This is a genomic window from Niabella sp. (assembly GCF_030150205.1).
Lineage (GTDB): Bacteria > Bacteroidota > Bacteroidia > Chitinophagales > Chitinophagaceae > Niabella.
In genome coordinates, this window is the sequence record NZ_JASLGT010000011.1 from 232,141 (window position 1) to 256,477 (window position 24,337).

Below are 24,337 nucleotides of genomic sequence, written 5' to 3' on the forward strand. Positions count from 1 at the left end.
AACGACGGGAGAAAAAGGCACCTCCACTGGAGTCGGCATGGGACAGCTTGGTATTGTTTTGACGATTTATAAATTTCATAAACAACTTTTTATTTGCTAATTTTGTTAGCAATTCGTGAAAAGATCCGGCAGCGCAGATTTACCGTTACATCACGGCCATGTACCGCCATGGCTGGCAACGCGTATGGCTACATTGGGTAAAGCCATTGTAGAAGAAATTATTGCCGGTCAGGGTAAAAATGCCCTGCTATCTAAATTAAGTGATCCCTTCTGGTTCCAGAGCCTGGGTGCGGTAATGGGTATGGACTGGCATTCTTCCGGTATTACCACTTCTGTAATGGGCGCTTTACGAAGAAGTATTAATCCGCTGGCCAAAGAATTTGGCATCATCATTTGTGGCGGCAAGGGCAGCCAATCCAGGAATACCCCCAACGAGATCCTGCGGTTTGCCGAAACCACCGGGCTGCCGGCGCAGGACCTGGTGCGGAGCAGCAAGCTGAGTGCAAAGGTGGATAATACGGCCGTTCAGGATGGGTTTCAATTGTACCAGCATCATTTTATTGTAAGTGATGAAGGCGAGTGGACCGTTATCCAGCAAGGCATGCGCGATAGCAGTGCTACCGCCCGCCGCTACCATTGGCACTCTCCCACGGTAAGATCGTTTACCGAAACGCCGCATACCAGCATCTACGGAGCAAATCAAGGTTCAATCCTTAATCTTACCGATAAAAAGGCGCAGCCTTTAAAAGCAGCGATGCTGGAGGTGGCTTCAGAAAACCCGGATAAGATGTTGCCCGAGATCTCGAAAATCAGCAGGCATCTGGTACTACCCGGGCATCATGATGTAACCGCAAAGGATGTGGACCTGAAGCGCCTGGGCGCGGTGTTATGGCTGGCACAGGAAAAGAACGTAAGTAATTTTGAGGAGCTGTTGTTACTGGACGGTTTAGGCCCCCGAACCCTGCAGTCCCTGGCCCTGGTAAGCGAGGTCATCTACGGACAGCCGGCACAATTTAAAGATCCAGCCCGTTTTTCTTTTGCACATGGTGGTAAGGACGGTCACCCCTTCCCCGTGCCCACCCGGGTCTATGATGAAACGATCGACACCTTGCAACAAGCCATACAAAGATCAAAGCTGGGCCGGCAGGATAAGATACAGGCCATCCAATCGCTTTCGAAAGTAGCGGACCGGCTGGCGGAAGATTTTGTACCGGATGGAAGTATTGACGAATACATTGCCCATGAACGGGCCAGCTCCTGGAAATATGGCGGCAGGACTGTTTTTGGTAAAGCCCGGCCTTCTCAAAACCGCCAGTTGGATCTGTTTAATGATCAATAGAAAAAGAGATTCTCCTGCACTCTGCAGTGGTAGTGTTTCGGCAATTTTGTATGCTTTATATGAATATTTTTTATTTGTAAAATATGCGCAAAGGCTATTTCTTATTTATCAATAAATTTTCACATGGGATTCACTAAAGTGTATTCAAATTTCAACGCGCCCAAATCATGTTTCGCCATTTGCTGCAAAGTAGCAATCAGCACAGAGGTCGCAGTCATTAAGGCTGTAGCATAATGCTTAATAAAATTTTCATAACTATCTAATCCATCATGTATGTGAAAATAATTGGGAAAGTTTTGGCTTCCGTGGAAAAAGCCGGACCGGTATTTATACATTTCTGTCAACCTGTTTTTATGCTCTTTTATCTCACCTAGAAAAAGAGGGACTTTTTTCTTCACCTGATCGGTAATATTATTTTGGCCGGTTACATACAACGATTCTATACCAACCATTGCCCAAAAAAGGCGCTCAATATCGCTCGCCCCGTCACTATACTGATGAGAAAAGGCGTTAATTGCCCGGCTCAGACTATCAAAAGATATTTCATCTAATTCTCCGGGAAAGGCTCTGGTTAAGTACCAGTTCCATGTTTCTAATATGCCTAAAGACTCAAAAACAGGCCATTTCGTTTCTTGCACATGTTCCAGAATTCCGGCTGAATGGAGTGATAATTTGGTCAATTGCTTAACAAATGTGTTGTTAACAAACAACAATGCCTGCCCATGCTGCAAAGCACCAACTCTTGCGATATCTAATGCAATTAAAAAATCGTAATATCGTTTTTCAAAACCAGGAACTAATATATAATTTACATGGAAGTCATTTGAGCTCATTGTTTCTGATGCCACATCTGGATAATTCTGATCTTTGAAATAAATGGTAGCTGAAAATTTCAGAAAGAACTCCTGCCTTCCGTATTGCTTATATAAATGCCACAGCCGCTTCTTTTCCCCTCTCAGGGTATTTACTTTTGTTACTTTAACCGTTACTTTCGTTACCGCATCAAGAGGAAAGTTAATTGTTTGTGCTGTTAGATCTGCAATTAATTGCTGCAAAAGGTCCAGACATTCAGGTGGGTCAATTTTTAAAGGAAACAACACTCCCTGATAGATATCAATTTTTATTTTGTTCATTTTTATAGTACGGATTTAAGTTATAGACTTCTTGCTCTCGGGTTTTACAAGTTGAAAACGGTATCAAAAAAAGTGATACCTTTAAAATAGTTATGAATATTACAGAAATAATTCTTGGAGTTCTTATCAACCTGCTCTCCAGTTACATTTACGAAGAAATCGTTCTTCGTCGAAAAAAGGTTTTGTTCTTGTATTAAATAAGGACTCGAACCTGAACGCTTTTCTTTTTTAGTTACATTCTAATAATCAGAATATTATATTTTTAGCCGAGCTAATTTCCAAGTAATTTGAAGTTCCAATTCTAGTTCAACAATCTCATATAAAACACATTAATCTGATAATCAGCATACTAAAATATCTTTTAGTTAAAAAAAATTTCTAAGTGTTGTATATTCATTATAGCTTAAACTATAAGCATATAATAATTAATTGATTATATGTAAATTTAATTATCCGGATCATTTTACTTACTATTCTTTTTCGACAGATCTGCTTTAAAAATTATATACCCTTTAACTTGTTCTATTTCATTGGTCTCATATTTTCTCAGCTTTAAAGTATGACTCCGTGATTTTAAAAAGAATCTAATTGCTTCGTGGGGGTAAAATAAATAATCAATAAGATTTCCCAATGTAGAGGTGTTCTCTTTTCTTAGGCGCTCTGCAGCTGCCCGATAAGCTTTCTTTGTAATATTCTTTCTGTTCAGCGAATAAGCAATGTGAAGCCCTGTGCTACTGTTTTCAATGGGATATTCGCTGATAATTTTAATACAGGTGATATAGTCAGGAAATTTCTTAGAGGTGTTAACGATCGTCGCACGTTTTAGGAGCTCTTTTAAATGCTGTTGCAAGGTTTCTACTCGGAACTCACGGTCAAATTTTTGATAAGCTAAGAGCTTGCCTCTTATTGATACTATCCAATACTCATCGATTGTTGACTTTTCGATATGCCCCTGTTCTTCTAAAGTTGTTAATAGATCAGTAGCAGCTTTCATACTAAGTTGTAGCACACGTCCTGCATTAGAAACCGTAATAAACTTGCCTTCCATTTTCTTGAATAACATCCGTATTTGCTTTTGATTTATCATTATCTTTGGTATGTTAATGAGTACTACTGAAATCATAATAGGATTTCTTATTAATCTGCTCTCCAGCTATGTTTACGAAAAAGTAAGTCGATATTATAGGCAGCGATCTTCACGGAAAAATAGCTCAAATCCTAAAAAAATTCTTTTTTTTTATTAAAATAATCAGAGGGTCTGGAAGACTCCTATACTCTTCTAAGTTATTGAAGTTTAATTTATAGTCCCTCTCTCCCCTTTTTAAACTCCCAACTTTTGACCTTATTTCAACGGCTTCAGATCTTTATATAATCTTAAAACATTGATAAACAGTATTGTCTATTGATTTTTGGTTGCTATTTATGCAAACATCCGGAACAATATTTTTTATATTTATCTTAATTACCTGCTTTTTAATATTGTAGAATATGGATTCAATAAAAATGTCTGATTTTCTCTTTTCGCGCATTGAGAATACGATCAAGTATAAAGCTTATATAAAAGAAGTCAGCATCGGATATGAATATAACGAGACCTTTGGCAATAGCTATGTTCGTTTGTCTTATTATCTTGATGTCTCTGATGCGTTGGAGAACCTGCCTTACCAGGAACAGGATAGTGCATTCATAGGTAGTCCTACTTATACATTTACTCTATCTACATATAAAGATCATGGAAATCTTGCAGAAAGGAAAATATTACGGTTGACAGAATTTAAACATATTTATGAAAGCCTTGCTGCCTATGCCGTTTTACAACTTGAAGAACATTTGCTTCCGGGAACAGCGATAATAGTAAAAGGAATAGACTTTTGGCCGGAAGCTAATTATGCGAAGAAATACCTTTATACGGCTTTGCAAGATGATAATTTTAAGGTTACATATGGGGCGCTCAAAAATGATGTATGGCAATGGAATAGGCTACATGAACTGGCAAAAAAATCGAAGCTGGTTTACCTTAAAAATAAAGATCAATTCAACCTAACAGATATTCAGGTGCATCAAATATCAGGGATTGATATAGAACGGATCCGGTCTGTTTTGTTAGAACATAATGTGCCCATTAAGATTAAGGGGATCCGTACTATAGACGAAGTTCGGATACATGTCGCTGAACTGGTTGAAGCGCTTAAAAAGAAATTGAAGGATGATTATTACAGGCGCTATCATGGTGTAACGTATCGATATTTAATTACTCATTTATATAACCATTATTTGCCGGCGGAAAAAACAAATATTGTACGTGATCAGCAATCATATTTTTTGGAACATTTTATTATTCAAAAAGACGATATCCTGGAACTAAAAAACAAACAAATCGTCCAAGCTAATATCATAACATTTGACGTTGAAAACAATATCTATGTAACCTATACCATACTTAAGGACAACCTACAGCCAGGTCAAAGAACACGAACTATAAAGGTCTGCGATGTTGATTATTTCCTGAGTGCAAAGGATTTTTCAGTCTTTACGCATGACATAACACGCAAAAGTCTCTTCCTTTTAAAGAGATGGATGTTGAAAAGAAAAAAGAAAGCAATCTTTAAACCGTTTAAACCAGATTTATTTATTGAAAAGGCAACTGCTATTGTATGTACTTCAGCTAACACTTAATTATATCAGTGATCACTTTTCTGGTCTTAAAAACCTATGGCAAAAAGTCTTATCTCCAAAAGTTGTTGATTTCCACCCTCCCCTAGGGCCAAATACTTCATTTGAAATGATGCCATACTTTTCAACCGCATCCTCCCGGGTCAACGTTTTTACAATCAATGCCCAGGAGCTGTTGAAGCCATCAACACATTCCAGCCGGCCATGTTTGCCTAGTTCTCTAAAAAGATCTTCTCCCAAATAGGTTATAATTTTAAAGCCCCAGGCAACAGGTTCACCACAATAAGGATCATCCACAACCGGTGCAAATGACGATAAATAATTTTCAAAGCCTGGTGGTTTCGCTGGTTCCATATTATTAATTTTCTATAAACGAATTTAAGAAATATAAGCGGAAATATACGCCCATGAAATCAGTTATTCCAATTAAAGAAATTAACAACCACCTTCACTGTTGTACCCATCTCTTCCGGTTTACTTTCGGCAATCATCAGGGTAAGCACTACTAAATCCCGTTTTAAGACAATGCACGCGCAAAGGTTCCTCCGCCAGGGTAGGAACGACAGGGAAAAAATTATTGTCACGTCGACCGTAGTGGAGACGTCTCTACGAAATGCTGCTCTGTTAGACAAATCCTTTTATCCCCGTTTTACGACAATGTACCCGTAGAGGTTCCTCCACTGCGGTCGGAACGACAGTGTATATATGGCAGCCCGCCATTCCCGGAATTCAGCACCAGCCTTAGTTCCAGGGGCTTGTTCACTTTTTTCAGCTGCCGTGTTGTAATAAGGAAATTTCTCTCAGCAGCGCAGCAATTGAATAGCCCCAGGCTGAAAAAAAGGGCCCAGGCCTTTCTATAAAAAACTTAAATTTGAACCGATGCGCAATACGGGTGCCGGGCTGAAGCAAAAAGAACCCATTACGGCGCCTGAATTGTTGGAATAAAAATAACCGCTTAAAAAAATATCAATTATGGCAGTGATCAATCCGCACATTAACTTCAACGGAAATGCTGAAGAAGCGTTTAACTTTTACAAATCCGTATTTGGCGGTGCATTTGCAAAAGTGATCCGCTTTAAAGACCTGGCAAGCGCCGGATTTCCTGTGGCGGAACATGAGGCGGATAAGATCATGCATATTGCTTTGCCCATTGGTCAAAATATGTTGCTGGCGAATGATGTGCCCGAAATTTTAGGACGAACCAACGAAAATGAAAACAGGAGTAAAATTTCAATCAGTGCAGCAAGCAAGGAAGAAGCCGACCGGTTATTTAACGGACTTTCAGCCGGCGGACAGGTTGAAATGCCTATTGCCGATAGTCCCTGGTTCCTACTTTGGCATGTTCAGGGACAAATATGGTATTGAATGGATGGTAGAATATGCCCCAACTGATAAAAACCAGCTATAGCAAAACCACAACAACAAAGGCTTGATGGCCGCCGCTCCGGCACTTCCATATCAAACGGTCTTTGGGTTGTTTAATTTTCATTGCGGCATTTTTTATCCGGTTATTCAACGGCCACGAAGTACCCGATGCCGGCATGAATATTATATACCGTTTACCGGCTATTTTAGCTATCTTTATACCAGGGCCTATTGATCGTAAAGCCTAATTTTAACCTTTTGACAAATGCCGGAAAATGAAAAAACACAGAGGAATACTGCTTTTACCAGAAAAAGTCTGTAAAAAATAAATTCGGAATAAAACCGAACTTTTAACTACCTTTGCAATGCGTATAACCGGTATAAAAATATTGGTAAAGCTACAATCGAAAAACATTGGAAATAAAAAGCTATGCAATGCTATCGATCAGCTCATCACGGACCTGGAACAGTTTAATCCAGCTACTGCATCAATAACGGAGGTTCGGAAAGATGCCGATTGTGTGCATAGTGATGGTTTTTATTTTTTTGATATTCATATTCACCGTACGTTGATCCTGGTGGAATACGATGATGAAGGAGAAGCTACTATTATATGGGCCGGATCGCACGATGATTACGAGCGGACTTTTAAAAACAATAAACTGACTATTGAAAAATGGCTCAGGAATAAAGGATACATCGAATAATGAAAACAGCATTTGATATAGAACAGCTGATAGATGCGGGTTCCATTACCAATGAGTTGGATTACGAGCGGGCTATGATAGCTGATCGCAAGCTACGCCTGCTGGCGAAAGAAAACCCGCATTTTAAAAAAAAGCGCAGCCGGCTGCGCAGCATCATTGCCGCGTATGAAAAAAAGGAATGGAATAAACACACAGTAGCCACTGCTGCTAAGCTGGCAGAAAGCCACCAGGCGGAGCAACTGGCCGAATCTGAACGACTCTTTATTGAAAACAGGGCGGCCCGGATAAAAAAGGAACTAAAAGCGCTCGATCTTACACAAGAGCAACTGGCTGCTGTTTTGGGCCATAAAAGCAAAACCCATATGTCGGAGCTGATCAATGGCGTTAAACCCTTTCAGCTGACCGATCTGCTGGTGATCAGCAAGTTATTGAAGATTGATATGAAGACGCTCATCCCTCCTTTTTTATCCGCTACAGACAGGACCAAAGTGCTTTCCGCCCTACAGCAATTGAATAACCCCAGGCTGGAAAAAAGAGCCTTGACCTTTTAACTGCAATAAAATACTAAAATTTGAACCTATGACACCTGCAAAAACACCCATACCGGATACCAGAGAACCATTAATACGCCCCTGCCCCAACAAATATCCGCTGCGCGGAAAATACCGGTGTAAGCGTTATCGCATTTTGCTGAAGAATAAATAAAGCAATATGGCTAAAAATAAAAAGATGCAGGTTGAGGGCCTTGAGATTGTTTTGTATGAAGACAATCAGTGGGACTTTATTTCCCTGACAGATATAGCCCGGCACAAAGATGCGGAGCATACGGACACCATCATTCAGAATTGGATGAGGAACCGGAATACCATCGAGCTGCTGGGATTTTGGGAAACAATTTACAATCCCGGTTTTAAACCCATCGAATTCGACGGGTTTAGAAAACAGGCAGGGCTCAACAGTTTTGTACATCTGTAAAAAGCTAAAAGTATGACAAAGAGTAAGATAATAGAAGTAGAAGGGCGTGAAATAGCCATTATTTCCGACAGGTCAGATGATTTTATTTCGCTGACAGATATTGCAAAGCACAAAAATGAAGAAGCAACAGGCCTGGTCATCTCACATTGGTTGAGTACAAGATACACGGTAGAGTTTATGGGTTTATGGGAGCAAATTCATAATCCCAATTTTAATGTTACTGAATTCAGTAACATTAAAAGCGAAGCCGGGAGTAATGGCTATGTTTTGTCCTCAAAACAGTGGATTACCAAAACAAATGCCATTGGAATTATATCAAAAACAGGCAGATATGGCGGAGGCACCTTTGCCCATAGAGATATAGCTTTTGAATTTGCATCCTGGATTTCGGCAAGTTTCAAATTATACCTGATCAAAGAATTCCAGCGCCTCAAAGACGAGGAAAACAACCGCCTGCAGCTGGATTGGAACCTGCAGCGTACCATTTCCAAAATCAATTATCACATACATACCGATGCTATTAAAGAAAACCTGGTGCCAAAGGCCATTACCAGCCAGCAAGCCAGTTATGTATATGCTAACGAGGCGGATCTGCTGAATGTGGCCCTCTTTGGCATTACCGCCAACGAATGGCGCCATGCCAACCCCGGCAAACCCGGTAACATACGGGACTATGCTACACTGGAGCAGTTAGTGGTTTTGAGCAATATGGAAAGTATCAATGCCTTGCTCATAAAACAAGGATTACCCCAGGGCAAAAGGCTGCTGCAGCTTAACCAGGTGGCCATCACACAAATGAAATCGCTCCTCCAAAACAAGGCTATTAAAAGGCTTAAATAACCCGGTAACCGCATAGTTTGTTACCGGGTATGGTGTTTTTCATCAAAAAAGCAAGGCAGCGTGTTAGCAAACGGCGCAGGTCATGGTTTACCCCCGCGCCTGGCCGCCTGCGCCTTCTACCATTGCTTTCACTTTAGCCGCCTTTTGTTTTTCATACCGGGTTAGTGTAAGGTCCGGTTCTTTGCAATGGGGTTTGCAAAGTGTTATAATGAGGCCGTTGGGCCTGGCGGTTACTTCCACATAGTCCCCCGGCTTAAACCCGTAGTCAGCAAGCCATTTGCCCATCAGGCGAATTTCAGGAAAGTATGCCGTAGTACTATATGCACAGCCCATGTGGTAGCTTATGGCTTTTTCATACACTTTCAGTTTGCGTTTGTTGTTTTCCATAGTCATAATCAGGGTGTTTTTGTAGGGCAAAACAACGCATAGCCTGCGCTGTATTTAAATCCCCGGGCGCATATTATATACCATTTGCCGTATATTTTACGTATCTTTATAAGCGTGCTTATTGAGCAATAAAATCTTAAATTTGAACCTGTGATAAATACAACTACTATGGAGAAAAAGATACACGAAGGCCGTAATGTAAAGCGTTTCCGCGAAATGCTGGGCATAAAACAGGAGGCCCTGGCTTATGAGCTGGGTGATGATTGGAACCAAAAGAAAATATCCGTACTGGAGCAAAAAGAAACCATTGATGTGCCCCTGCTGCAACAGATATCCGATGCGCTTAAAATACCGGTGGAAGCCTTTCAAAATTTTGACGAGGAACAAGCGGTGAATATTATTGCGAATACAATCACCAACAATGACAACTCAACAATGCATTCCTTGTATAGCCACTACCCTACGATCAATCCAGTTGAAAAAATCATTCAACTGCACGAGGAAAAGATTGCACTATATGAAAGAATGCTAAAGGAGAAGGATGAGATGATGGCCGAGTTAAAAAAGCTAATACCGGTAAAGTAATTTTTTAGGGCGTGCCCCCGGCCCTGCCACGCTGCGGGGGCCAAGTGCACGGCCGGGGTCGGGCTATACACTCCTACTCCGCCACAGGGCCACCACACAATACCTTCAGCGGGGTATCCGCTGCTATCCCTCACGCGGACATACTATAATAAAAATTTTCGATATAAAATGAGGGTTTCCCCTCGTTTTTTGTTATAATAAGGAGTTATTTTTGTATATTAATGGCCGATGTACATTCTAAGGAAATAAGAAGCTTTAATATGAGCCGTATTAAGGGCAAAGATACCAAGCCCGAAATACTGGTTCGTAAGTTTTTGTTTTCCAAAGGATTGCGCTATAAGCTACATGATAAACAACTCCCGGGAAAACCCGATTTGGTTTTTCCAAAGTACAAAACGGTGCTGTTTATACATGGCTGCTTCTGGCATGGCCATGAGGGTTGCCGGTATTATGTTATTCCTAAAACCAGAACGGACTGGTGGCTGGCTAAAATAAATGGAAATAAGAAAAAGGATGCAGAAAGTGTAACCAGGCTGGTGCAACTAGGATGGAAAATAAATGAGGTATGGGGATGTGAGTTAAAACCCGATAAACGGGAGAAAACACTGAAAAGCCTTTTTGAAAAAATAACGAGCTAAAAAATGGGATTTAAATACATAGATTTGTTTGCTGGTGCCGGAGGCCTATCGGAAGGTTTTACCAGAGCTAACTTTGAGCCTATTGCTCATGTTGAAATGGACGAAGCGGCCTGCTTTACGCTAAAAACGCGTGTTGCATACCAATACCTTAAAGAAAATAACAAAGAAAATATCTATCGTTCCTATCTACGTAATGAGATTACCAGAAAACAACTTTATTCCGACATCCCTGACGAATTACTTGCAAGTGTAATAAACCTGCCTATAGGAGGCGAGTATAATCCCAAAATTCATAGCCTTATAGATAATCAACTGGGGAATAAAAATATCCCGGTAAATGATATCGATTTGATTATCGGCGGACCACCCTGCCAGGCCTATTCGGTAGTAGGCCGGGCTCGCAGTGAAAATGGCATGAAGGGAGATCCAAGGAATTATCTTTATGTTCAGTATGCCCGCTACCTGGAAGTTTATAATCCTAAAATGTTTGTTTTTGAAAATGTACTGGGGTTAAAATCTGCGCAAAAAGGTCTGTACCTGAATAATATGGAGAAACTTTTCAACAAAAAGGGATATCAGATCCATGTATTTACAGTAGAGGCCAATAACTTTAATGTACTGCAAAACCGTAAACGGATTATTATCATTGGTTGGAAAGATGATTTTATTCCCAATCTACCTGATCTGGAAGCTATCCGTTTGAATAGAGGCTATCAGGTAGACAGTTTGTTAACTGATCTGCCATTTTTAAATGCCGGCGAAGGCGAAGATAAATGTATGAACTATACGGGGGCATCTAACCGATACCTGGCTTTATCAGGCATCAGAAACGGACTTAAGGAGCTTACTCATCATGTAGCACGACCGCATACAAGGCAAGATCAGGAGATATACCGGATTGCTGTTGATAAATGGAACCGGAACAAAGAGCGTCTTGATTACAACTCACTGCCCGATGTACTGAAAACGCACAGCAACAGGGAATCATTTACAGACCGTTTTAAAGTCGTTGCAGGTGATAGCCCTTATTCTCAGACCGTAGTAGCACATATAGACAAAGATGGTCATTATTACATACATCCTGATATTGACCAGAACCGCTCACTGACAGTCAGGGAAGCTGCACGCCTTCAATCCTTCCCTGATAATTATTATTTTGAAGGGGTTAAGGAAACAGGCAGCAGAACTGCCGCTTTTAAACAAATAGGTAATGCTGTGCCGCCGCTTATGGCTTATGAAATTGCCGCTGCCCTAAGTCATGTTCTGGAGACGGCTCATTAATGTAATCCATGCCTATGAAAAAAAAGTAATACAAAGAGAACAAAAACTATCGGTATTTATCTCAAAGATGTTTTCTTCATAAAACATGCGGGCAATTTCATCAGGCATCGATTTTAGAAGCAATGATATTTATAGTATATTAATCTAGAGTTACATTCATCAGAAAATGGCAGAAAGTATAGTATTATCACCTCCTCCGGTGTTCTTTATTAAATCAATTTCTGAACAGGGATATTCGCTATCAACAGCTATTGCCGATCTGATTGATAATTCGTTGGCAGCCGAAGCAAACAGAATTGAGTTGCTTATAGATCCAAATACATCCCCTTTGCGTTTTTTTATAGCTGATAATGGTTGCGGGATGAGTGGTAACGAATTAACATCAAACATGCGTTTCCCCAGTGCCGACCTTGATGAACCGCGCTCCGATAATGACCTCGGACGTTTCGGCCTGGGTTTGAAAACCGCATCTTTTTCACAGGCGCGAAGATTTTCTCTTATCTCATCAAAAGATAAAAAAAGCTATGAAGCCCGGACCTGGGATGTTGAGTACCTGAAAGAAACCCAGGATTGGACGCTAATGGTTGAGAATGAAGCAACCACAAATTCATATCTTCAGGACTTTGAAACACTAAGCTTAAACTTTCACGCCCGAAATTCCTCCTTTGAGCCAAGCACTATTGTCATTTGGGATCACCTTTATAAACTAGAGAAACTGCAAAAAAAATCAGAGATTAATGATGAGCTGGAAGAATTACGCAGTCATATAGGGTTGGTATTTCATCGGTTTATAAAATCCGGAAAAGTTGAAATCAGGCTAAACAATTTACTTATCGATGCTTTTGACCCGTTTCCGGTAAATGCAGCTGGTGTACAGCTGGTGGCAGAAAATTATTGGCAGACTGTACACAGTTTTATACGTTTCCAGGGCATCATTTTGCCGAAGCGCTCAGCTATTGAAGCAAAGGAGCCTTTGTCTCAGTGGGCTCCGCAAGGTAAAACACTGGATGAAACTCAGGGGATGTTTATATACAGAAACGATCGGTTGATTAGTTATGGCGGATGGCTAAGAACTATTCCCAAATCAGTATGGTTGCAATTTGGCAGAATACGGATTGATATAACTAATAGCAATGATAGCGAGTTTCATTTAAATGTAGCCAAGTCTTCCTTAAAATTGCCATTTGGCCTACGCAGAGCCATGGCAGAAATGGTTTCCTATGTTGCTTCGCAGGCTGCAAAAGAATATCGTGAAAGGATGGCCTCAAATGTTATCAGGAATGTGGTTACAAAAAAAGGAATGACATTAATTCTTCGGGAAAATGGTGCAGCAGGACCAATACTCAGGATAAATCAGGAATTCGATATACTCAGGCAACTTCAAGACCAGTTAAATCCTGCTCAGCTTGATATGTTGAATACTATTATTGGACTCATAGAAAATAAATTAAATCAGATCTGGAAAAGTGACATAAATTCAGCATCAGATATAGAGGAAGGCATAAGCGACATACAAAAACAACAGGCTCAAAAACTGGCGGAGTATTATAAAGCTGAAGGATATTCGAAAGAAGAAATCCGTGACTTTTTGTTGGAGAGTTTCGGTCAAAATCCAAATACAAAAATATTAATTAACACCTTAATTTAAGTCCAATGGCCTGGGAACACATATCTGATATTATCAAAAGACGCGTTGAAAGATATAAGCGGGATCATGGTGGTATTACTCTAGACCAGTTGAATAATCAGATCGAAACGGCATTTCAGTCATTAAAAGATACCAGTGATTTTGACTATGAGTTTGAGGGGCAGATGATAATGAGCTTTCGTTATGGCTCGCCAATATAAAATTGCGTCTGAAATCTGTAATAGTCACCACCACTGACCCTGACAATGTGATTGATGAAACCCAACAATATGAGCGTTGGATCGAAGGACGTAATACCTCCGTTCAATGGAATTATTTTAACAGATATATACACTATCTACGTAGCCTTGAAAGGCCGGTTGATGTCATAAACAATACGGAAAGAAGCACATATGCCATTATTGAAAGATTGGGCGATCCTAAACGTAATATTGAGCATTTGCAAAAGGGATTGGTACTTGGTTCCGTTCAATCCGGGAAAACAGCAAATTTTAACGGGGTTATCAATCGGGCGATAGATGCCGGTTATGACATCATCATTGTTTTCTCTGGCATTATGGAAGATTTGCGCTATCAAACCCAGCGGCGTATCAATCACGACGTAATTGGGCTGGGTGAAATAGGCAATCAGATCAATCAGGATGTGGGCGTAGGCAAGATTCAAAAGTTTGGAAGGGATGGAATTTACCAGATCACTTCCATTACTTCAACTATAGGTGATTTTAAAAAATCGATGGTGGATAATAATTTTAATTTCACCAATCAAAGAATATTAGTCTGCAAGAAAAACGTTTCGGTATTAACGAATCTGATTTTCTGGCTCAAATCATCAATGCCTGCCGGAAATAATAATCTCAACAATAGCCTGCTTATAATAGACGACGAGGCAGATAATGCCTCTCTGAACAATCTGGGGCATAAAGGCGCAGAATATGCAAGCAAGGTAAATGGGCATATCCGGGCATTGCTTGATTTATTTAAGCGTAAGTCATACTTAGGTTATACAGCTACACCATTTGCAAATATTTTACAGGATCAGCATGGAGAGCTAGCCGACAACCAGGCCTGGGTTATTCCCTATCGTTACCAGGGCCAGCTCCAGGAAATCAGTTGCAGTTTGTCGCCCGGACTTTTTCCAGATAAATTTATTTATAAACTGTCATCGCCCTCTTCTTATCTTGGGCCCCGTAGGTTTTTCTCCTCGGGTCGCGATCAGGATGAAGATCAAAAAATACCACTGATAGAAACTATTCCTGATGCACACGAAGATGAATACATTATATTTGGCGAAGAAGAGACCGTTCTCAGCAGATCTTTAACTGACGCCATAGACTGTTTTATTTTGTCTATAGCACTTAGAGATTCCAGAAAATCAATACTTGAAGTGCTACCTGGTTACACTGTACATAATACAATGTTGGTACATATTTCAAGACTAATCAACGAACAGAATGATGCTAAAGCAAAAATTGAAAAATATGTATCCTATCTGTCAAAAAAAATCAATGATGACAATATAAATGACTCTGATGGCATTTATGAAAAGCTGCGTAAGCAATGGAATCGTTTTTTTGCTTATAAAGTGGCAAATATTCGTTCTTATTTACCTAAAGAATACAATACTGACGGCCTTATTCCCAAAAACTGGAATGATATTTCAGAATTACTTCCAACTGCTGTTAATGGTATTGTTGTTAAAGCCATCAATTCACAAACCGGCGATAAGCTTATTTACTCAGAAACTGCATCTCAAAAATATATTGCGGTTGGCGGTAATCGCTTGTCAAGGGGATTTACACTGGAGGGACTTACAATTAATTATTTCCTGAGGGACACAAATTTTTATGATGCGTTACTCCAAATGGGAAGATGGTTTGGCTATCGTCCTGGTTACATAGACGCCTGCCGTCTGTTTATTGACGCTGCTACGGAGGATAAATACAATTTTATCACTGCTGCACTCTGTGAACTGGAAGATCAGATTGAAAATATGGAAATTCATAAAAAATCTCCTAAAGAATTTGAATTGCGAATCCGCAAACACCCGGATGTATTGAAAATAACTCGTGCTTCAATTCTTAAAAATGCCAATGAGGTACGTTATTCTTTTCAGGATGTTGCTCATGAATCTGTACATTTCAAGATAGAAAAAAAAGCCCTAGAATCGGCATGGGATGGCTTTAAGATATTATATAACGAAATAGCCTTCACCGACAAGGAGAATGAAGCATTTTATACTTATGACGGAAACAGAGACGATCTATTCCGGTTTATGAATTTGCCCTCATCTTTTGTCTCTAATTCATTTATGAAAGAAGACATGATCAGGTATATACGAATGTGCAATGATAGGGGCATGCTGACCAATTGGAAAATTTGTATACGGAAAACCGGAACAGGGCGGAACCTCGAAGAGGAAAGCCTGAGATTGAAATTGACTAAAAGAAGTGGCCCGAAGGAAAATGAGGCACCCTATTATGAAGAGCTAAAAAATGAAATGAAGTTTACTGCCGGTGGCAGGTCAATGCACATTATGACCTCAGGCATGGATGAAGCAACTGGACTGAGTAAGGATGTAGTCAATAACGCTATACGAAAGTTCCGTGAGTATAAAAAAGGTAAACTTTCAGAAAGCGGAAATATCACAGAAACCGAAGCCCAAGAAAAAGCTGATAAAACAACAGTTCCAGGATGGATATTTCGTGAAGCCCGTCCGGAAGCGCAGGGTCTTCTGCTTATCTATTTGATAGATTTACGATCAGTTTTTCATAACGAAGAATTAAGGCTATCGGCTACAGCCAAAGGAATCAATCTGGAAATTCCTCTGATTGGTTACGCTTTAAGTTTTCCTGAAATCAAGGACGATCCTGGAGCCATTTATATGGCTAATGAATACATTCAAACTGAAGACGCAGAAGCAGGTAATGATGATAATGAAATACCTGAAGACTTTAATGCTGATGTAAATGATATTAACTAATGAAATTACAGTGGGATATCCTATTAAATGATGATGCCAGATTTCCAAGGCTTTTGTCCTTTGGGGAGTTTTCAGACGAGCGCTTTCGCTACGGAATAAATGCACAGATGCAATACTGCCTGTATTTCTATTTTGAAGAGGTACATAGCTTACCAATTGAACCCCAGATAAGGGCAAATATTTCGCTGGAGGAGAAACTTGAAGAAGGCAGGAAAGCTTTGGTATTAACCTTACTAAACGACAACGCCAAAAACCTTTTCAGTGACCTGATCATCAGTATTGTTAGTCAGACACGTGCAATTAACAAACATTCTGCCAAGACTGATTTTGTAATGCTTTGCAATGAATGGTTTGAATTATTTGAGCCACTTTCAGGTCAATTAAGCAAGTCAGAAATCCAGGGTGTTTTTGCAGAATTATCTTTTTTAAAGTATCTGCTATTGAACTCCAGATTTAATTACAATGATATTCTTCATTCATGGAAGGGACCATTCGGTAAAGGACACGATTTTGAACTTTCAGATAATCATTTTGAAATAAAGGGAATTTCCGAGTATAAATCATCCGTACAGATTTCCAGCGAATACCAACTGGACTATCTTAACGGACAAAGATTGTTTCTTGGTGTAATTGAATTCGGAAGTAAGGAGGCTGAACCTGCGACAATTGCCCAGCTTGTTGATGAGATTGCTATTGTGCTCCGGTCAGTCAGCAACAGTAATATGAGCCATTTCTGGACCTGTCTTGGTAAAGCCGGGATCAAATACAATATGCTTAAGGACTATGATCAATACCAGTTTGCCTTAAAAAACATTTTCTGGTATGATTGCGCAGCTGTTGGTTTTCCCGCGCTGAAAAGATCTGAACTATCTGACGCAATCCAGAACGCTGAATATGAAATTTCACTAAGCGGCATCAAACATTATCTGATAAACGACATTAGGCCTTTTGTATGACACTTAATGAACTCAACTCCTTTTCTGATACTCTTTTCAATAATATAAAATCAGAGGACAATAACATTAACAGAATGGCATTACTTGAATATGTTTTGCCGGCTTTAAATCTTGTGAGATTAACAGATTCCGAACAAATTAACGAGTCCTATTTCCGCCAGGAGAAAGAAAATACTGAGGTTAATGGCTATCAAATAAATGAATCCGGAGAACGTCTTCAATTATTTTTATCAAATCTTGTATTGCCTGGTAGTGAGGACATCTATGTGGCAAGAAAGGACTATTACGACAATCTGTTTTCAAGGGCAAAGATTTTTTTTAACAAAGCGGTCAAAAAACAGTTATCTGATGTGCAAGCGGGAGATCCGGCCGCCGTTTTAATTCGTTCCCTTGAAACCGCTGCCTTTCAGGAACAAATTGATGTTCTGGAAATATTCTTAATATCAAATACAATTTCGATAGAAACACGCGGCTCGCAGTCACCAAAGAATTTTTCGTTTTCTGATGATGAAATTAATATTAGTTATACAATTAACGGCATTCGTAAGACTAAAAAAATTAAAGTTATATATCAGCTGATTGACCTTAATAAAATTTATACCTATGAAATAACTGAAGGTAACGCGGAGCCAATAATTATTACATTCGACACTCCGCTCCCTGCTATAAAAGCGGCCGATGATACAGGTATTTTTAAATCATATCTGGCAGTTATTCCTGCTACTTTATTGGTTAATTTTTACCATAAATATAGCTCTAGGCTGCTGGAACGAAATGTGCGGTCTTTTTTACAATTTAAAGGTGTTAATAAACAAATAAAAGACACAATAATTAAGGAGCCAGAAAAATTTATTGCATACAACAATGGATTAACAATAACTGCAACTGATTCAGTCATTGTTGAATCCAACGGAATTGCAATGATCAGCTCTCTGACTGATTTTCAAATTGTGAATGGAGGACAAACAACAGCTTCAATTTATTTTACGAATAAAGAAGGCATTGATATTTCCAAAGTAAATATTACCGCAAAAATAAATATTGTCAATTCTGAAAACCGGGAAAATCTGGACGACCTAATTTCGAAAATCTCACAATATTCGAACTCACAAAATAAGGTTTCAAGTGTTGATTTAAATTCGAGAAGTCCCTACCTTGTAAAAATTAAAAAACTCTCGGAAAGTATCACAGACCCTTCCGGAACGAAATGGTTTTTTGAGCGAATTCGTGGGGATTTCAACACCATGTTACGAATATCTCCCAGTCAGAAATCCCAGATTGAAAAAAATTATCCCAAAAGCAAACGCCTTAGTAAAGAGCAGGTTGCTAAATACTATGTTGCCTGGGGAACAAGCCCCTTCCTGGTTAGAAAAGGTGGGGAGAAAGTTTTCCGGGACTTTATGGATTTTATTCAGCTTGACCATCGCGAAAAAACTTTACACCCCGAAAATCTTGGAAGAATCTTTTTTGAAGATATGATTTCAAAGGCAATATTATTTAAGGAGTTTGAACAATTATATGGCTCAGGCCCAAATGCAATCGGTCAAATAAGATCATCTGTGGTACCTTATACCCTTTCGCTTTTGTATAAAATGACCTTGGTGAAAAAAACAAATCATTTTGATCTTGGGGCCATTTGGATTTTACAGCGGTTACCTGACGATCTCAGAGAGTTTTCAAAATCAATGCTTGGACTAGTTCATGAATGGCTTAAAATGTATAGCAAGAGTGATGATGTTGGTGAGTATGCCAAAAAGGAAGAATTATGGAATGAGATTATAAAGAGCCCTGAGTTTACTGCGTTCGAAAATACACCTAGCACTAAAGATATCATCCTTAAATACAAATTAAGTGAAAGCGAGTTCAAAAAAAGGTATCAGGTCACTGAGCTATTCGATTTTTCTCACATGAATGAAAACTGTCGTATTCATTCGAATGGCACTGAATTTTATTCAGCGGTAAAACTTCATTTCTACGATAGCTTGACTTCAAATGAGATGCGGAAAATAGAAGAAATTGTCCAGCAGATTCAGGGCAAGCAATATCTCAGCCTTGAAATGATTCAATTTGAAGAAAAAATCATTAAAAAACTGCAGGCAAAAAATCCAGATTGGTTCCTTGAGTTCAAAACTGGCAATAAACCTTTGATAAATGTTGCGGGCCTGATTGCCGCAATCTATAATAGAAACCTGACCAGAGCTAAAGAAGCTTTTGAATTTGAAACTATAAGGGCCGTTAAGAGGGGAATTTCATCAACTAAAGCTAATAGTTATCGTAACATCGGAATAAGTATTGCGAAAAATGAAGTACCTTCAATGGAAGACATTTATAATGTTTCTGAAATTATATCAATGTGATTGTCCTTCACTAAGTAGCTAATTTTACCCAATTATAGATTAAACGCAAACCGGGTTTATAGTACGGATGCCCGCGTGAGGGATAGCAGCGGATACCCCGCTGAAGCCTTTGTGTGGTGGCCCGAGCGGCGGAGTATGAGCGGATAGCCCGACCCCAGCCGTGCGTTAGCCCTGATGCGTGGCGGGCTGGGAGCACGCCCAAAAACAGCATATTATCACCCCAGTAATTATTGAGGGCTACTCCTTACCGTGGTAGATCACCTTCATGAGCTGTGCCAGGGTGGCGGTAAAGGGAAAGGCGGAGGGCCGGCCGGTGGCATAGTTGGGCAGCTCTTTAAAATTCCATTGCAGGGCGTGGAACTCCGGATCCGTCACGGGCTGCAGCTGTATGACCAGGTAATGCGCCTGCGTGGGGGAAGGATAACCCCGGGCCTCCAGCTCCTGCCTTGAAAAAATGCGGGGACCCTTGCTGACGATCTTCCACAACTGGCCGGACTGCTGCTGCCCCGCGGTATGCAACAGCAGGTAGCGGGCGCTTACGGTTTCCCGGTCCAGCACCAGGGCCCCTGCCCCGCTGCCGGTTCTGAAATTATACAGCCGGTGTTTTTGGATCCACTCCAGTTGCTCCGCCGATTTATAATACCCGATGAGCACAAAACTATCGTCCGGCAACAGATCCCGGTTAGGGCCAATGGGCTCCGGCAAGGGTTCCTGTAATATTTGATCGGTCCCGGGTTTGTCCTTAAAAATATCAAAGGTATGGTAGGCCAGTTTTTCCCGCTGGGATGTACGGTTGATAAAATGATCGATAATGGCCCGGATAAAGGCTTTTAAGGCGCCGATGCCATCGTCTGTTTTGGATGGTCGCACCGGGAACGCACCCAGCCCGGGTATGATTTCATGAAAGCCCTGGCGGTTTAAAGCGGTATGACCCGGGTACAGCACATAGGCCCCGCCGGTACGCCGGATGGCATCCTTGTACGCATGCATCTTTAGCAGGTCCGCATTTTTATAAATGCCCTTGTTGTTCTCCTTTTTTTCCTGCATAAGGGCAGCGGCGGAGGAAGGTTCTAAAAATTTATTGAGGTGATCAATTTTATACTTGGCATCAAAATGAATATGGGTGATGAGCTCCTGCTGCTCGGCCTCCGCCTCGGTAATGCCTGCGGGCCAGAAGGAAAGCGTATAATCCGGCCGCATGAGGGAGGTCCAGCTGCCGGCATGGGGATAATCCTTAACCCCGCTAAACGTGCGGTTATAACTAAAGCGGATGGACAGCTTACGGGAACCGGCATCATATACGCCGTGGATGGGATAATGCCGCCCTTGTTTGAGCCGCAGGTTTAACCCGTCCTCCGTTTTTTCGATGAGCTGATGGATATCCTCCGCGTTTAATTTGAATACAGATTGAAACAGCGACAACAGCTTAAAGAACAACCAGTATTCATATAAGGTAGCTACATCTTTTTTACCACCGCGGTACACATCATCCCCGCCCTGCCATACCAGTTTGGCCGCTACCTGGAACAGCAGCCAGGTGCGCAGCACTTCCCGGTAGCCTTCCTTGCGCTGCAATACCGGGCTATTGAGTTTAAGCGTGGTGGGCGCGGAAACGTCAGTAAAAAAACTGTGATGCAAAAAACCTTCCAGCGTACGGATGATTAATAGTGATTCTTTATACAGTTTGCTTTGCGCGGCGGCGGCGTTGTGCACCTCCGTACAAAATTTTAAAAACACTTCCAGCGCGTGTTTTACAAAACGGTTCTCCGGTGTATCCACCGTATCGGTTTTGGCAACCGCGGTAATTTTTTGAGGTACCGTAGTAAGGCCTGCTTTACGCAGTGCATGCGCTGCCGGAAGCTCTGTACGGTTGCTGCCTTTTAGCAGCTCCTGTACCTGCGCATTGGAAAAGCGACGCACCCGGCGGACGTCTTTTAGCTCCAATGCATCCGCCCATTGGGTAACGGGTGCCGTAACAATGCGGTGTATGGCCTCCGCAAAATCGTCTGTACCAATCACAGATTGTATAAAGGCAAATTGCTGGTAAAGCGTGTGGCTGTCAGTTGAATAATCCACCTCCAGCGCATGTGCTACCGGTGCGTTGGATTGTAATAAAAGGTCCGTACATTTTTCCGTAATAAATTCCAGCATATCCCGGTAATCCGTACGGTAGCTGGTTTTTACGGATTGCACTTCCAGCTCAATATGGGTAAGCGGCTCCGCGTGGTGCGTGTGCAATACCGGAATGATCAGGGTACCGGTAAAGATATTGGGTGCCAGGGTGCCCGTGTGCGGGTTTCTTTTATGCGGGGTGATGATGTTCTCCCCTATATCGCCCAACTGGTAATCCGGGTTATTGAACGCATAATCATAAAAAGCGCCTTCCACCAGCTGATATCGGGCCTCGTTGTTTTCCGCAGCGCTTTCCTCCGCATCAAACAAGGTATGCGGCCTGCGGGCATCGATGTACAGGCGCAAGCCTGCGGCGATTGGATCCAGATGGAGTTCTATGGAGGTTTCGGCCTTCATGTGTTTTCCTATGCTTCGGCAAAACTGGTGAACCCGTTATCGATAGCGCCTTTGTACATGCGGGTTATTTTTTCCAGCGACATTGGGTACAATACCCGGTCGTCTTTTTCAAAATCAAAATCGACTACCTTAAAAACTTCGTGCTCTATGTTTCCGTTGCCGTTAAAACAAAGCGTTCCCAGGGTGCTGAGCACAGGCGTTAACTTGCGACGCGATCCGTGCAGTTTGGGCAATAGCTTTTGCATGAGGGCAATATCCAGCTTTTTATTTACCGACAGTGTGTTGTCTATTACTTCCAGTTGCTGCATAAGTTGCAAGATCTCCGTAGCGGTACGGTAACCAAACTCCGCCCCGGCCTTCTTAAGCTCTTTAAAAAGGCTGACAAGGGTTGTGTTGATCAGTTGCCGCTCTGCATGATTGTTGGGGATCGCTTTGTCACGTGACAGTTTCAGAAAGCTTTCCGCCATGGAAGCACCTGCGGCGTTTAGCGGTTGCTTATCCGGAGTCAGCGGATTATTAAGGAACGCTGTCAGCTCCTGCTCCGTTACCCGGAACTCAATGGTGTGGGCCCGGTCCAGCACTTTGGGGCTGAACATATTGGTGGTTTCGTCGATATTCACCGTACCAATAATAAATAAATTAGACGGCCATTTAACGGCAGCAGGCACACCCGATCTTTTTTGAACACCGCCCGCATGCAGGGGAATGGCCTCCTGCGACTCCATCACGCTGAGGAAGTCGGCGAAGTAGCGCTCCACATGGCTGAGGTTCATTTCATCCAGGATCAGGAAATAAGGTTGGGCGGGATGCGCATTGGCCTGCAGGAGCAGATCCAGCGCGCCATTGTCCGGCTTTACATATTCCTGCGCATCCAGCGCGTTGGGATAGCCCAGCAGCGGTTCCCGGTTCGTCCAGTCGGCCCCCACCGGCACCACGCTGTATTGTTGTGCGTCCTTACAGATCCATTGTACAAAAGCTTGCGCCAGTTTGGTTTTACCAGAACCCGAAAGCCCGGTAAGGATGACAAAGGGCTTGGCCAGCAAAGAGCCCACAAACCTTGTGACCAGCGAAGGATGAAAGCTGAGCCCGGTGGCGTTGAGTGCGTCTATAAAAGCGGGTAGCCGGAATTCCTGCTGCGCGGTTGCATTGGTGTTGGTGGTAGGCATATCCGTATCCTCCTGCATTTCGTTATAAATATCAATAATATCGAGCAAGTCCTCCTCAATTTCATCCCGGTTTAAGGGATTGTTGGTGTTGTACACTTTATATACATAGGAGCTGCCATAGTTGCGGGGCCTTCCCAAATGATGTTCCGCAAAATATTTTGAAATGGAAGTGGGGTTGTGCAGCTTCCAGTTATTTTTTGGTTTGGCGGTATCCGGTTCGCCATAGGCCAGTATCAGCAGCCCCAGGTCCTTATAGAAAAAATAGGCGGGATAAATACGTTCCTGCACACTGTTGGCTTCATTTAAAAATGCAATGCGGGGCACTTTTGCTTTATTGGCCCGCCCGAAGCCTACACTTACGTTGAGGTTGATAAAACTTTTCTGGTAGCTACTGTATTTGAGGTCATCTGTCTTTGTCTGCTCCAGGAAGCGGTTGAGCTCATCAAAGTAACTGGGTACTTCTTCTCTTTTCTCCACCAGGAAGCCCAGTTTATTGAAGTAATCCACCGCCTGCCGGGCTGTGAACAGATCCAGGGCCAGCGCCTGTCCGTTGGCGTATTGATTGGCGTTGCTTAATACATATTTGGGCGGGTATTTGTGGCCGTCTACCACCAGGTAATACTTGGTATAGAACCGCCTTGGGGGTATGGCAGAAGGATTGATATCCCGCACGGCTTTGAGGATGTCGGTATTGGTGATATTTAAGGGAATGAGGTTTGTCACTATGCTGTTTTAAAAGGCTAAATTTATGGTTTTCCGGCGAGCGGTAAAGGATTGC

Annotated in this window: 21 protein-coding genes; 15 read left to right on the top strand and 6 right to left on the bottom strand. The window is 41.6% G+C overall.

Features of this window, described 5'->3' with window-relative positions; translation table 11 throughout:
* Nucleotides 1-115 precede the first annotated feature (115 nt).
* On the top strand, nt 116-1,339 hold the full coding sequence (locus Q1V85_RS11310; protein ID WP_300599959.1) for a DUF763 domain-containing protein: 1,224 nt from the start codon (nt 116-118) through the stop codon (nt 1,337-1,339).
* A 119-nt stretch (nt 1,340-1,458) separates the two neighbouring features.
* On the opposite strand, the gene Q1V85_RS11315 is transcribed toward Q1V85_RS11310, so the two are convergent.
* On the bottom strand, nt 1,459-2,472 hold the full coding sequence (locus Q1V85_RS11315; RefSeq protein ID WP_300599960.1) for a HEPN domain-containing protein: 1,014 nt from the start codon (nt 2,470-2,472) through the stop codon (nt 1,459-1,461).
* Nucleotides 2,473-2,935: 463 nt separating this feature from the next.
* Complete coding sequence (locus Q1V85_RS11320; protein ID WP_300599963.1) at nt 2,936-3,535, bottom strand: hypothetical protein; 600 nt, start codon at nt 3,533-3,535, stop codon at nt 2,936-2,938.
* Between the two features lie 425 nt (nt 3,536-3,960).
* Between Q1V85_RS11320 and Q1V85_RS11325 the strand changes: the two genes are divergently transcribed.
* Entirely contained in the window at nt 3,961-5,148 is a 1,188-nt protein-coding gene (locus Q1V85_RS11325) for a hypothetical protein (protein WP_300599965.1), read from the top strand.
* 12 nt (nt 5,149-5,160) lie between these two features.
* Here the strand turns inward: Q1V85_RS11325 and Q1V85_RS11330 are convergent, their stop codons facing one another.
* Nucleotides 5,161-5,499 carry a hypothetical protein gene (locus Q1V85_RS11330; protein WP_300599966.1) on the bottom strand — a complete coding sequence of 113 codons (339 nt, stop codon included), beginning with the start codon at nt 5,497-5,499 and terminating at the stop codon, nt 5,161-5,163.
* Nucleotides 5,500-6,117: 618 nt separating this feature from the next.
* Between Q1V85_RS11330 and Q1V85_RS11335 the strand changes: the two genes are divergently transcribed.
* The 5 genes from Q1V85_RS11335 (at nt 6,118) to Q1V85_RS11355 (ending at nt 9,032) form a co-directional block, all read left to right on the top strand.
* A complete protein-coding gene (locus Q1V85_RS11335) occupies nt 6,118-6,510 on the top strand; it encodes a VOC family protein (protein WP_300599968.1) in 393 nt (130 codons plus the stop codon).
* 365 nt (nt 6,511-6,875) lie between these two features.
* Nucleotides 6,876-7,217 (top strand): type II toxin-antitoxin system HigB family toxin, encoded by a 342-nt coding sequence (locus tag Q1V85_RS11340; protein ID WP_300599970.1) that lies wholly within the window; start codon nt 6,876-6,878, stop codon nt 7,215-7,217.
* Nucleotides 7,217-7,768 carry a helix-turn-helix transcriptional regulator gene (locus Q1V85_RS11345; RefSeq protein ID WP_300599972.1) on the top strand — a complete coding sequence of 184 codons (552 nt, stop codon included), beginning with the start codon at nt 7,217-7,219 and terminating at the stop codon, nt 7,766-7,768. The genes Q1V85_RS11340 and Q1V85_RS11345 overlap by 1 nt, the downstream gene beginning before the upstream one ends.
* 160 nt (nt 7,769-7,928) lie before the next feature.
* Nucleotides 7,929-8,192: a KilA-N domain-containing protein gene (locus Q1V85_RS11350; protein WP_300599974.1), complete on the top strand. Its 264-nt coding sequence runs from the start codon at nt 7,929-7,931 to the stop codon at nt 8,190-8,192.
* 12 nt (nt 8,193-8,204) lie between these two features.
* On the top strand, nt 8,205-9,032 hold the full coding sequence (locus tag Q1V85_RS11355) for a KilA-N domain-containing protein (RefSeq protein ID WP_300599976.1): 828 nt from the start codon (nt 8,205-8,207) through the stop codon (nt 9,030-9,032).
* 87 nt (nt 9,033-9,119) lie between these two features.
* Here Q1V85_RS11355 and Q1V85_RS11360 read toward each other — a convergent pair whose 3' ends face one another.
* Nucleotides 9,120-9,425: a SymE family type I addiction module toxin gene (locus Q1V85_RS11360; RefSeq protein ID WP_300599977.1), complete on the bottom strand. Its 306-nt coding sequence runs from the start codon at nt 9,423-9,425 to the stop codon at nt 9,120-9,122.
* A gap of 162 nt (nt 9,426-9,587) precedes the next feature.
* On the opposite strand from Q1V85_RS11360, the gene Q1V85_RS11365 reads away from it, so the two are divergent.
* The 8 genes from Q1V85_RS11365 (at nt 9,588) to Q1V85_RS11400 (ending at nt 19,864) form a co-directional block, all read left to right on the top strand.
* Nucleotides 9,588-10,004: a helix-turn-helix transcriptional regulator gene (locus Q1V85_RS11365; RefSeq protein WP_300599979.1), complete on the top strand. Its 417-nt coding sequence runs from the start codon at nt 9,588-9,590 to the stop codon at nt 10,002-10,004.
* 221 nt (nt 10,005-10,225) lie between these two features.
* Complete coding sequence (gene vsr, locus Q1V85_RS11370) at nt 10,226-10,642, top strand: very short patch repair endonuclease (RefSeq protein WP_300599981.1); 417 nt, start codon at nt 10,226-10,228, stop codon at nt 10,640-10,642.
* A gap of 3 nt (nt 10,643-10,645) precedes the next feature.
* Nucleotides 10,646-11,923 carry a DNA cytosine methyltransferase gene (gene dcm, locus Q1V85_RS11375; RefSeq protein ID WP_300599983.1) on the top strand — a complete coding sequence of 426 codons (1,278 nt, stop codon included), beginning with the start codon at nt 10,646-10,648 and terminating at the stop codon, nt 11,921-11,923.
* A 166-nt stretch (nt 11,924-12,089) separates the two neighbouring features.
* Entirely contained in the window at nt 12,090-13,571 is a 1,482-nt protein-coding gene (locus Q1V85_RS11380; RefSeq protein ID WP_300599985.1) for an ATP-binding protein, read from the top strand.
* A 5-nt stretch (nt 13,572-13,576) separates the two neighbouring features.
* Nucleotides 13,577-13,771, top strand: coding sequence for a hypothetical protein (locus Q1V85_RS11385; protein WP_300599988.1), 195 nt, complete (start codon nt 13,577-13,579; stop codon nt 13,769-13,771).
* 2 nt (nt 13,772-13,773) lie between these two features.
* Nucleotides 13,774-16,551, top strand: a complete 2,778-nt coding sequence (locus tag Q1V85_RS11390) for a Z1 domain-containing protein (RefSeq protein ID WP_300599989.1) — start codon at nt 13,774-13,776, stop codon at nt 16,549-16,551.
* On the top strand, nt 16,551-17,507 hold the full coding sequence (locus Q1V85_RS11395; protein ID WP_300599991.1) for a PD-(D/E)XK motif protein: 957 nt from the start codon (nt 16,551-16,553) through the stop codon (nt 17,505-17,507). The genes Q1V85_RS11390 and Q1V85_RS11395 overlap by 1 nt, the downstream gene beginning before the upstream one ends.
* Nucleotides 17,508-17,581: 74 nt before the next feature.
* Entirely contained in the window at nt 17,582-19,864 is a 2,283-nt protein-coding gene (locus tag Q1V85_RS11400; RefSeq protein ID WP_300599992.1) for an AIPR family protein, read from the top strand.
* Between the two features lie 237 nt (nt 19,865-20,101).
* On the opposite strand, the gene Q1V85_RS11405 is transcribed toward Q1V85_RS11400, so the two are convergent.
* Nucleotides 20,102-22,393 carry a DUF2357 domain-containing protein gene (locus tag Q1V85_RS11405; protein WP_300599995.1) on the bottom strand — a complete coding sequence of 764 codons (2,292 nt, stop codon included), beginning with the start codon at nt 22,391-22,393 and terminating at the stop codon, nt 20,102-20,104.
* Nucleotides 22,394-22,401: 8 nt separating this feature from the next.
* Nucleotides 22,402-24,282, bottom strand: coding sequence for a hypothetical protein (locus Q1V85_RS11410; protein ID WP_300599997.1), 1,881 nt, complete (start codon nt 24,280-24,282; stop codon nt 22,402-22,404).
* Nucleotides 24,283-24,337 lie beyond the last annotated feature (55 nt).

Bases quoted from the DNA above. Each gene is read 5' to 3' on its own strand.
- Q1V85_RS11315 (WP_300599960.1), bottom strand. From the start codon at position 2,472: ATGAACAAAATAAAAATTGATATCTATCAGGGAGTGTTGTTTCCTTTA.
- Q1V85_RS11320 (WP_300599963.1), bottom strand. From the start codon at position 3,535: ATGTTATTCAAGAAAATGGAAGGCAAGTTTATTACGGTTTCTAATGCA.
- Q1V85_RS11325 (WP_300599965.1), top strand. From the start codon at position 3,961: ATGGATTCAATAAAAATGTCTGATTTTCTCTTTTCGCGCATTGAGAAT.
- Q1V85_RS11330 (WP_300599966.1), bottom strand. From the start codon at position 5,499: ATGGAACCAGCGAAACCACCAGGCTTTGAAAATTATTTATCGTCATTT.
- Q1V85_RS11335 (WP_300599968.1), top strand. From the start codon at position 6,118: ATGGCAGTGATCAATCCGCACATTAACTTCAACGGAAATGCTGAAGAA.
- Q1V85_RS11340 (WP_300599970.1), top strand. From the start codon at position 6,876: ATGCGTATAACCGGTATAAAAATATTGGTAAAGCTACAATCGAAAAAC.
- Q1V85_RS11345 (WP_300599972.1), top strand. From the start codon at position 7,217: ATGAAAACAGCATTTGATATAGAACAGCTGATAGATGCGGGTTCCATT.
- Q1V85_RS11350 (WP_300599974.1), top strand. From the start codon at position 7,929: ATGGCTAAAAATAAAAAGATGCAGGTTGAGGGCCTTGAGATTGTTTTG.
- Q1V85_RS11355 (WP_300599976.1), top strand. From the start codon at position 8,205: ATGACAAAGAGTAAGATAATAGAAGTAGAAGGGCGTGAAATAGCCATT.
- Q1V85_RS11360 (WP_300599977.1), bottom strand. From the start codon at position 9,425: ATGACTATGGAAAACAACAAACGCAAACTGAAAGTGTATGAAAAAGCC.
- Q1V85_RS11365 (WP_300599979.1), top strand. From the start codon at position 9,588: ATGGAGAAAAAGATACACGAAGGCCGTAATGTAAAGCGTTTCCGCGAA.
- vsr (WP_300599981.1), top strand. From the start codon at position 10,226: ATGGCCGATGTACATTCTAAGGAAATAAGAAGCTTTAATATGAGCCGT.
- dcm (WP_300599983.1), top strand. From the start codon at position 10,646: ATGGGATTTAAATACATAGATTTGTTTGCTGGTGCCGGAGGCCTATCG.
- Q1V85_RS11380 (WP_300599985.1), top strand. From the start codon at position 12,090: ATGGCAGAAAGTATAGTATTATCACCTCCTCCGGTGTTCTTTATTAAA.
- Q1V85_RS11385 (WP_300599988.1), top strand. From the start codon at position 13,577: ATGGCCTGGGAACACATATCTGATATTATCAAAAGACGCGTTGAAAGA.
- Q1V85_RS11395 (WP_300599991.1), top strand. From the start codon at position 16,551: ATGAAATTACAGTGGGATATCCTATTAAATGATGATGCCAGATTTCCA.
- Q1V85_RS11400 (WP_300599992.1), top strand. From the start codon at position 17,582: ATGGCATTACTTGAATATGTTTTGCCGGCTTTAAATCTTGTGAGATTA.
- Q1V85_RS11405 (WP_300599995.1), bottom strand. From the start codon at position 22,393: ATGAAGGCCGAAACCTCCATAGAACTCCATCTGGATCCAATCGCCGCA.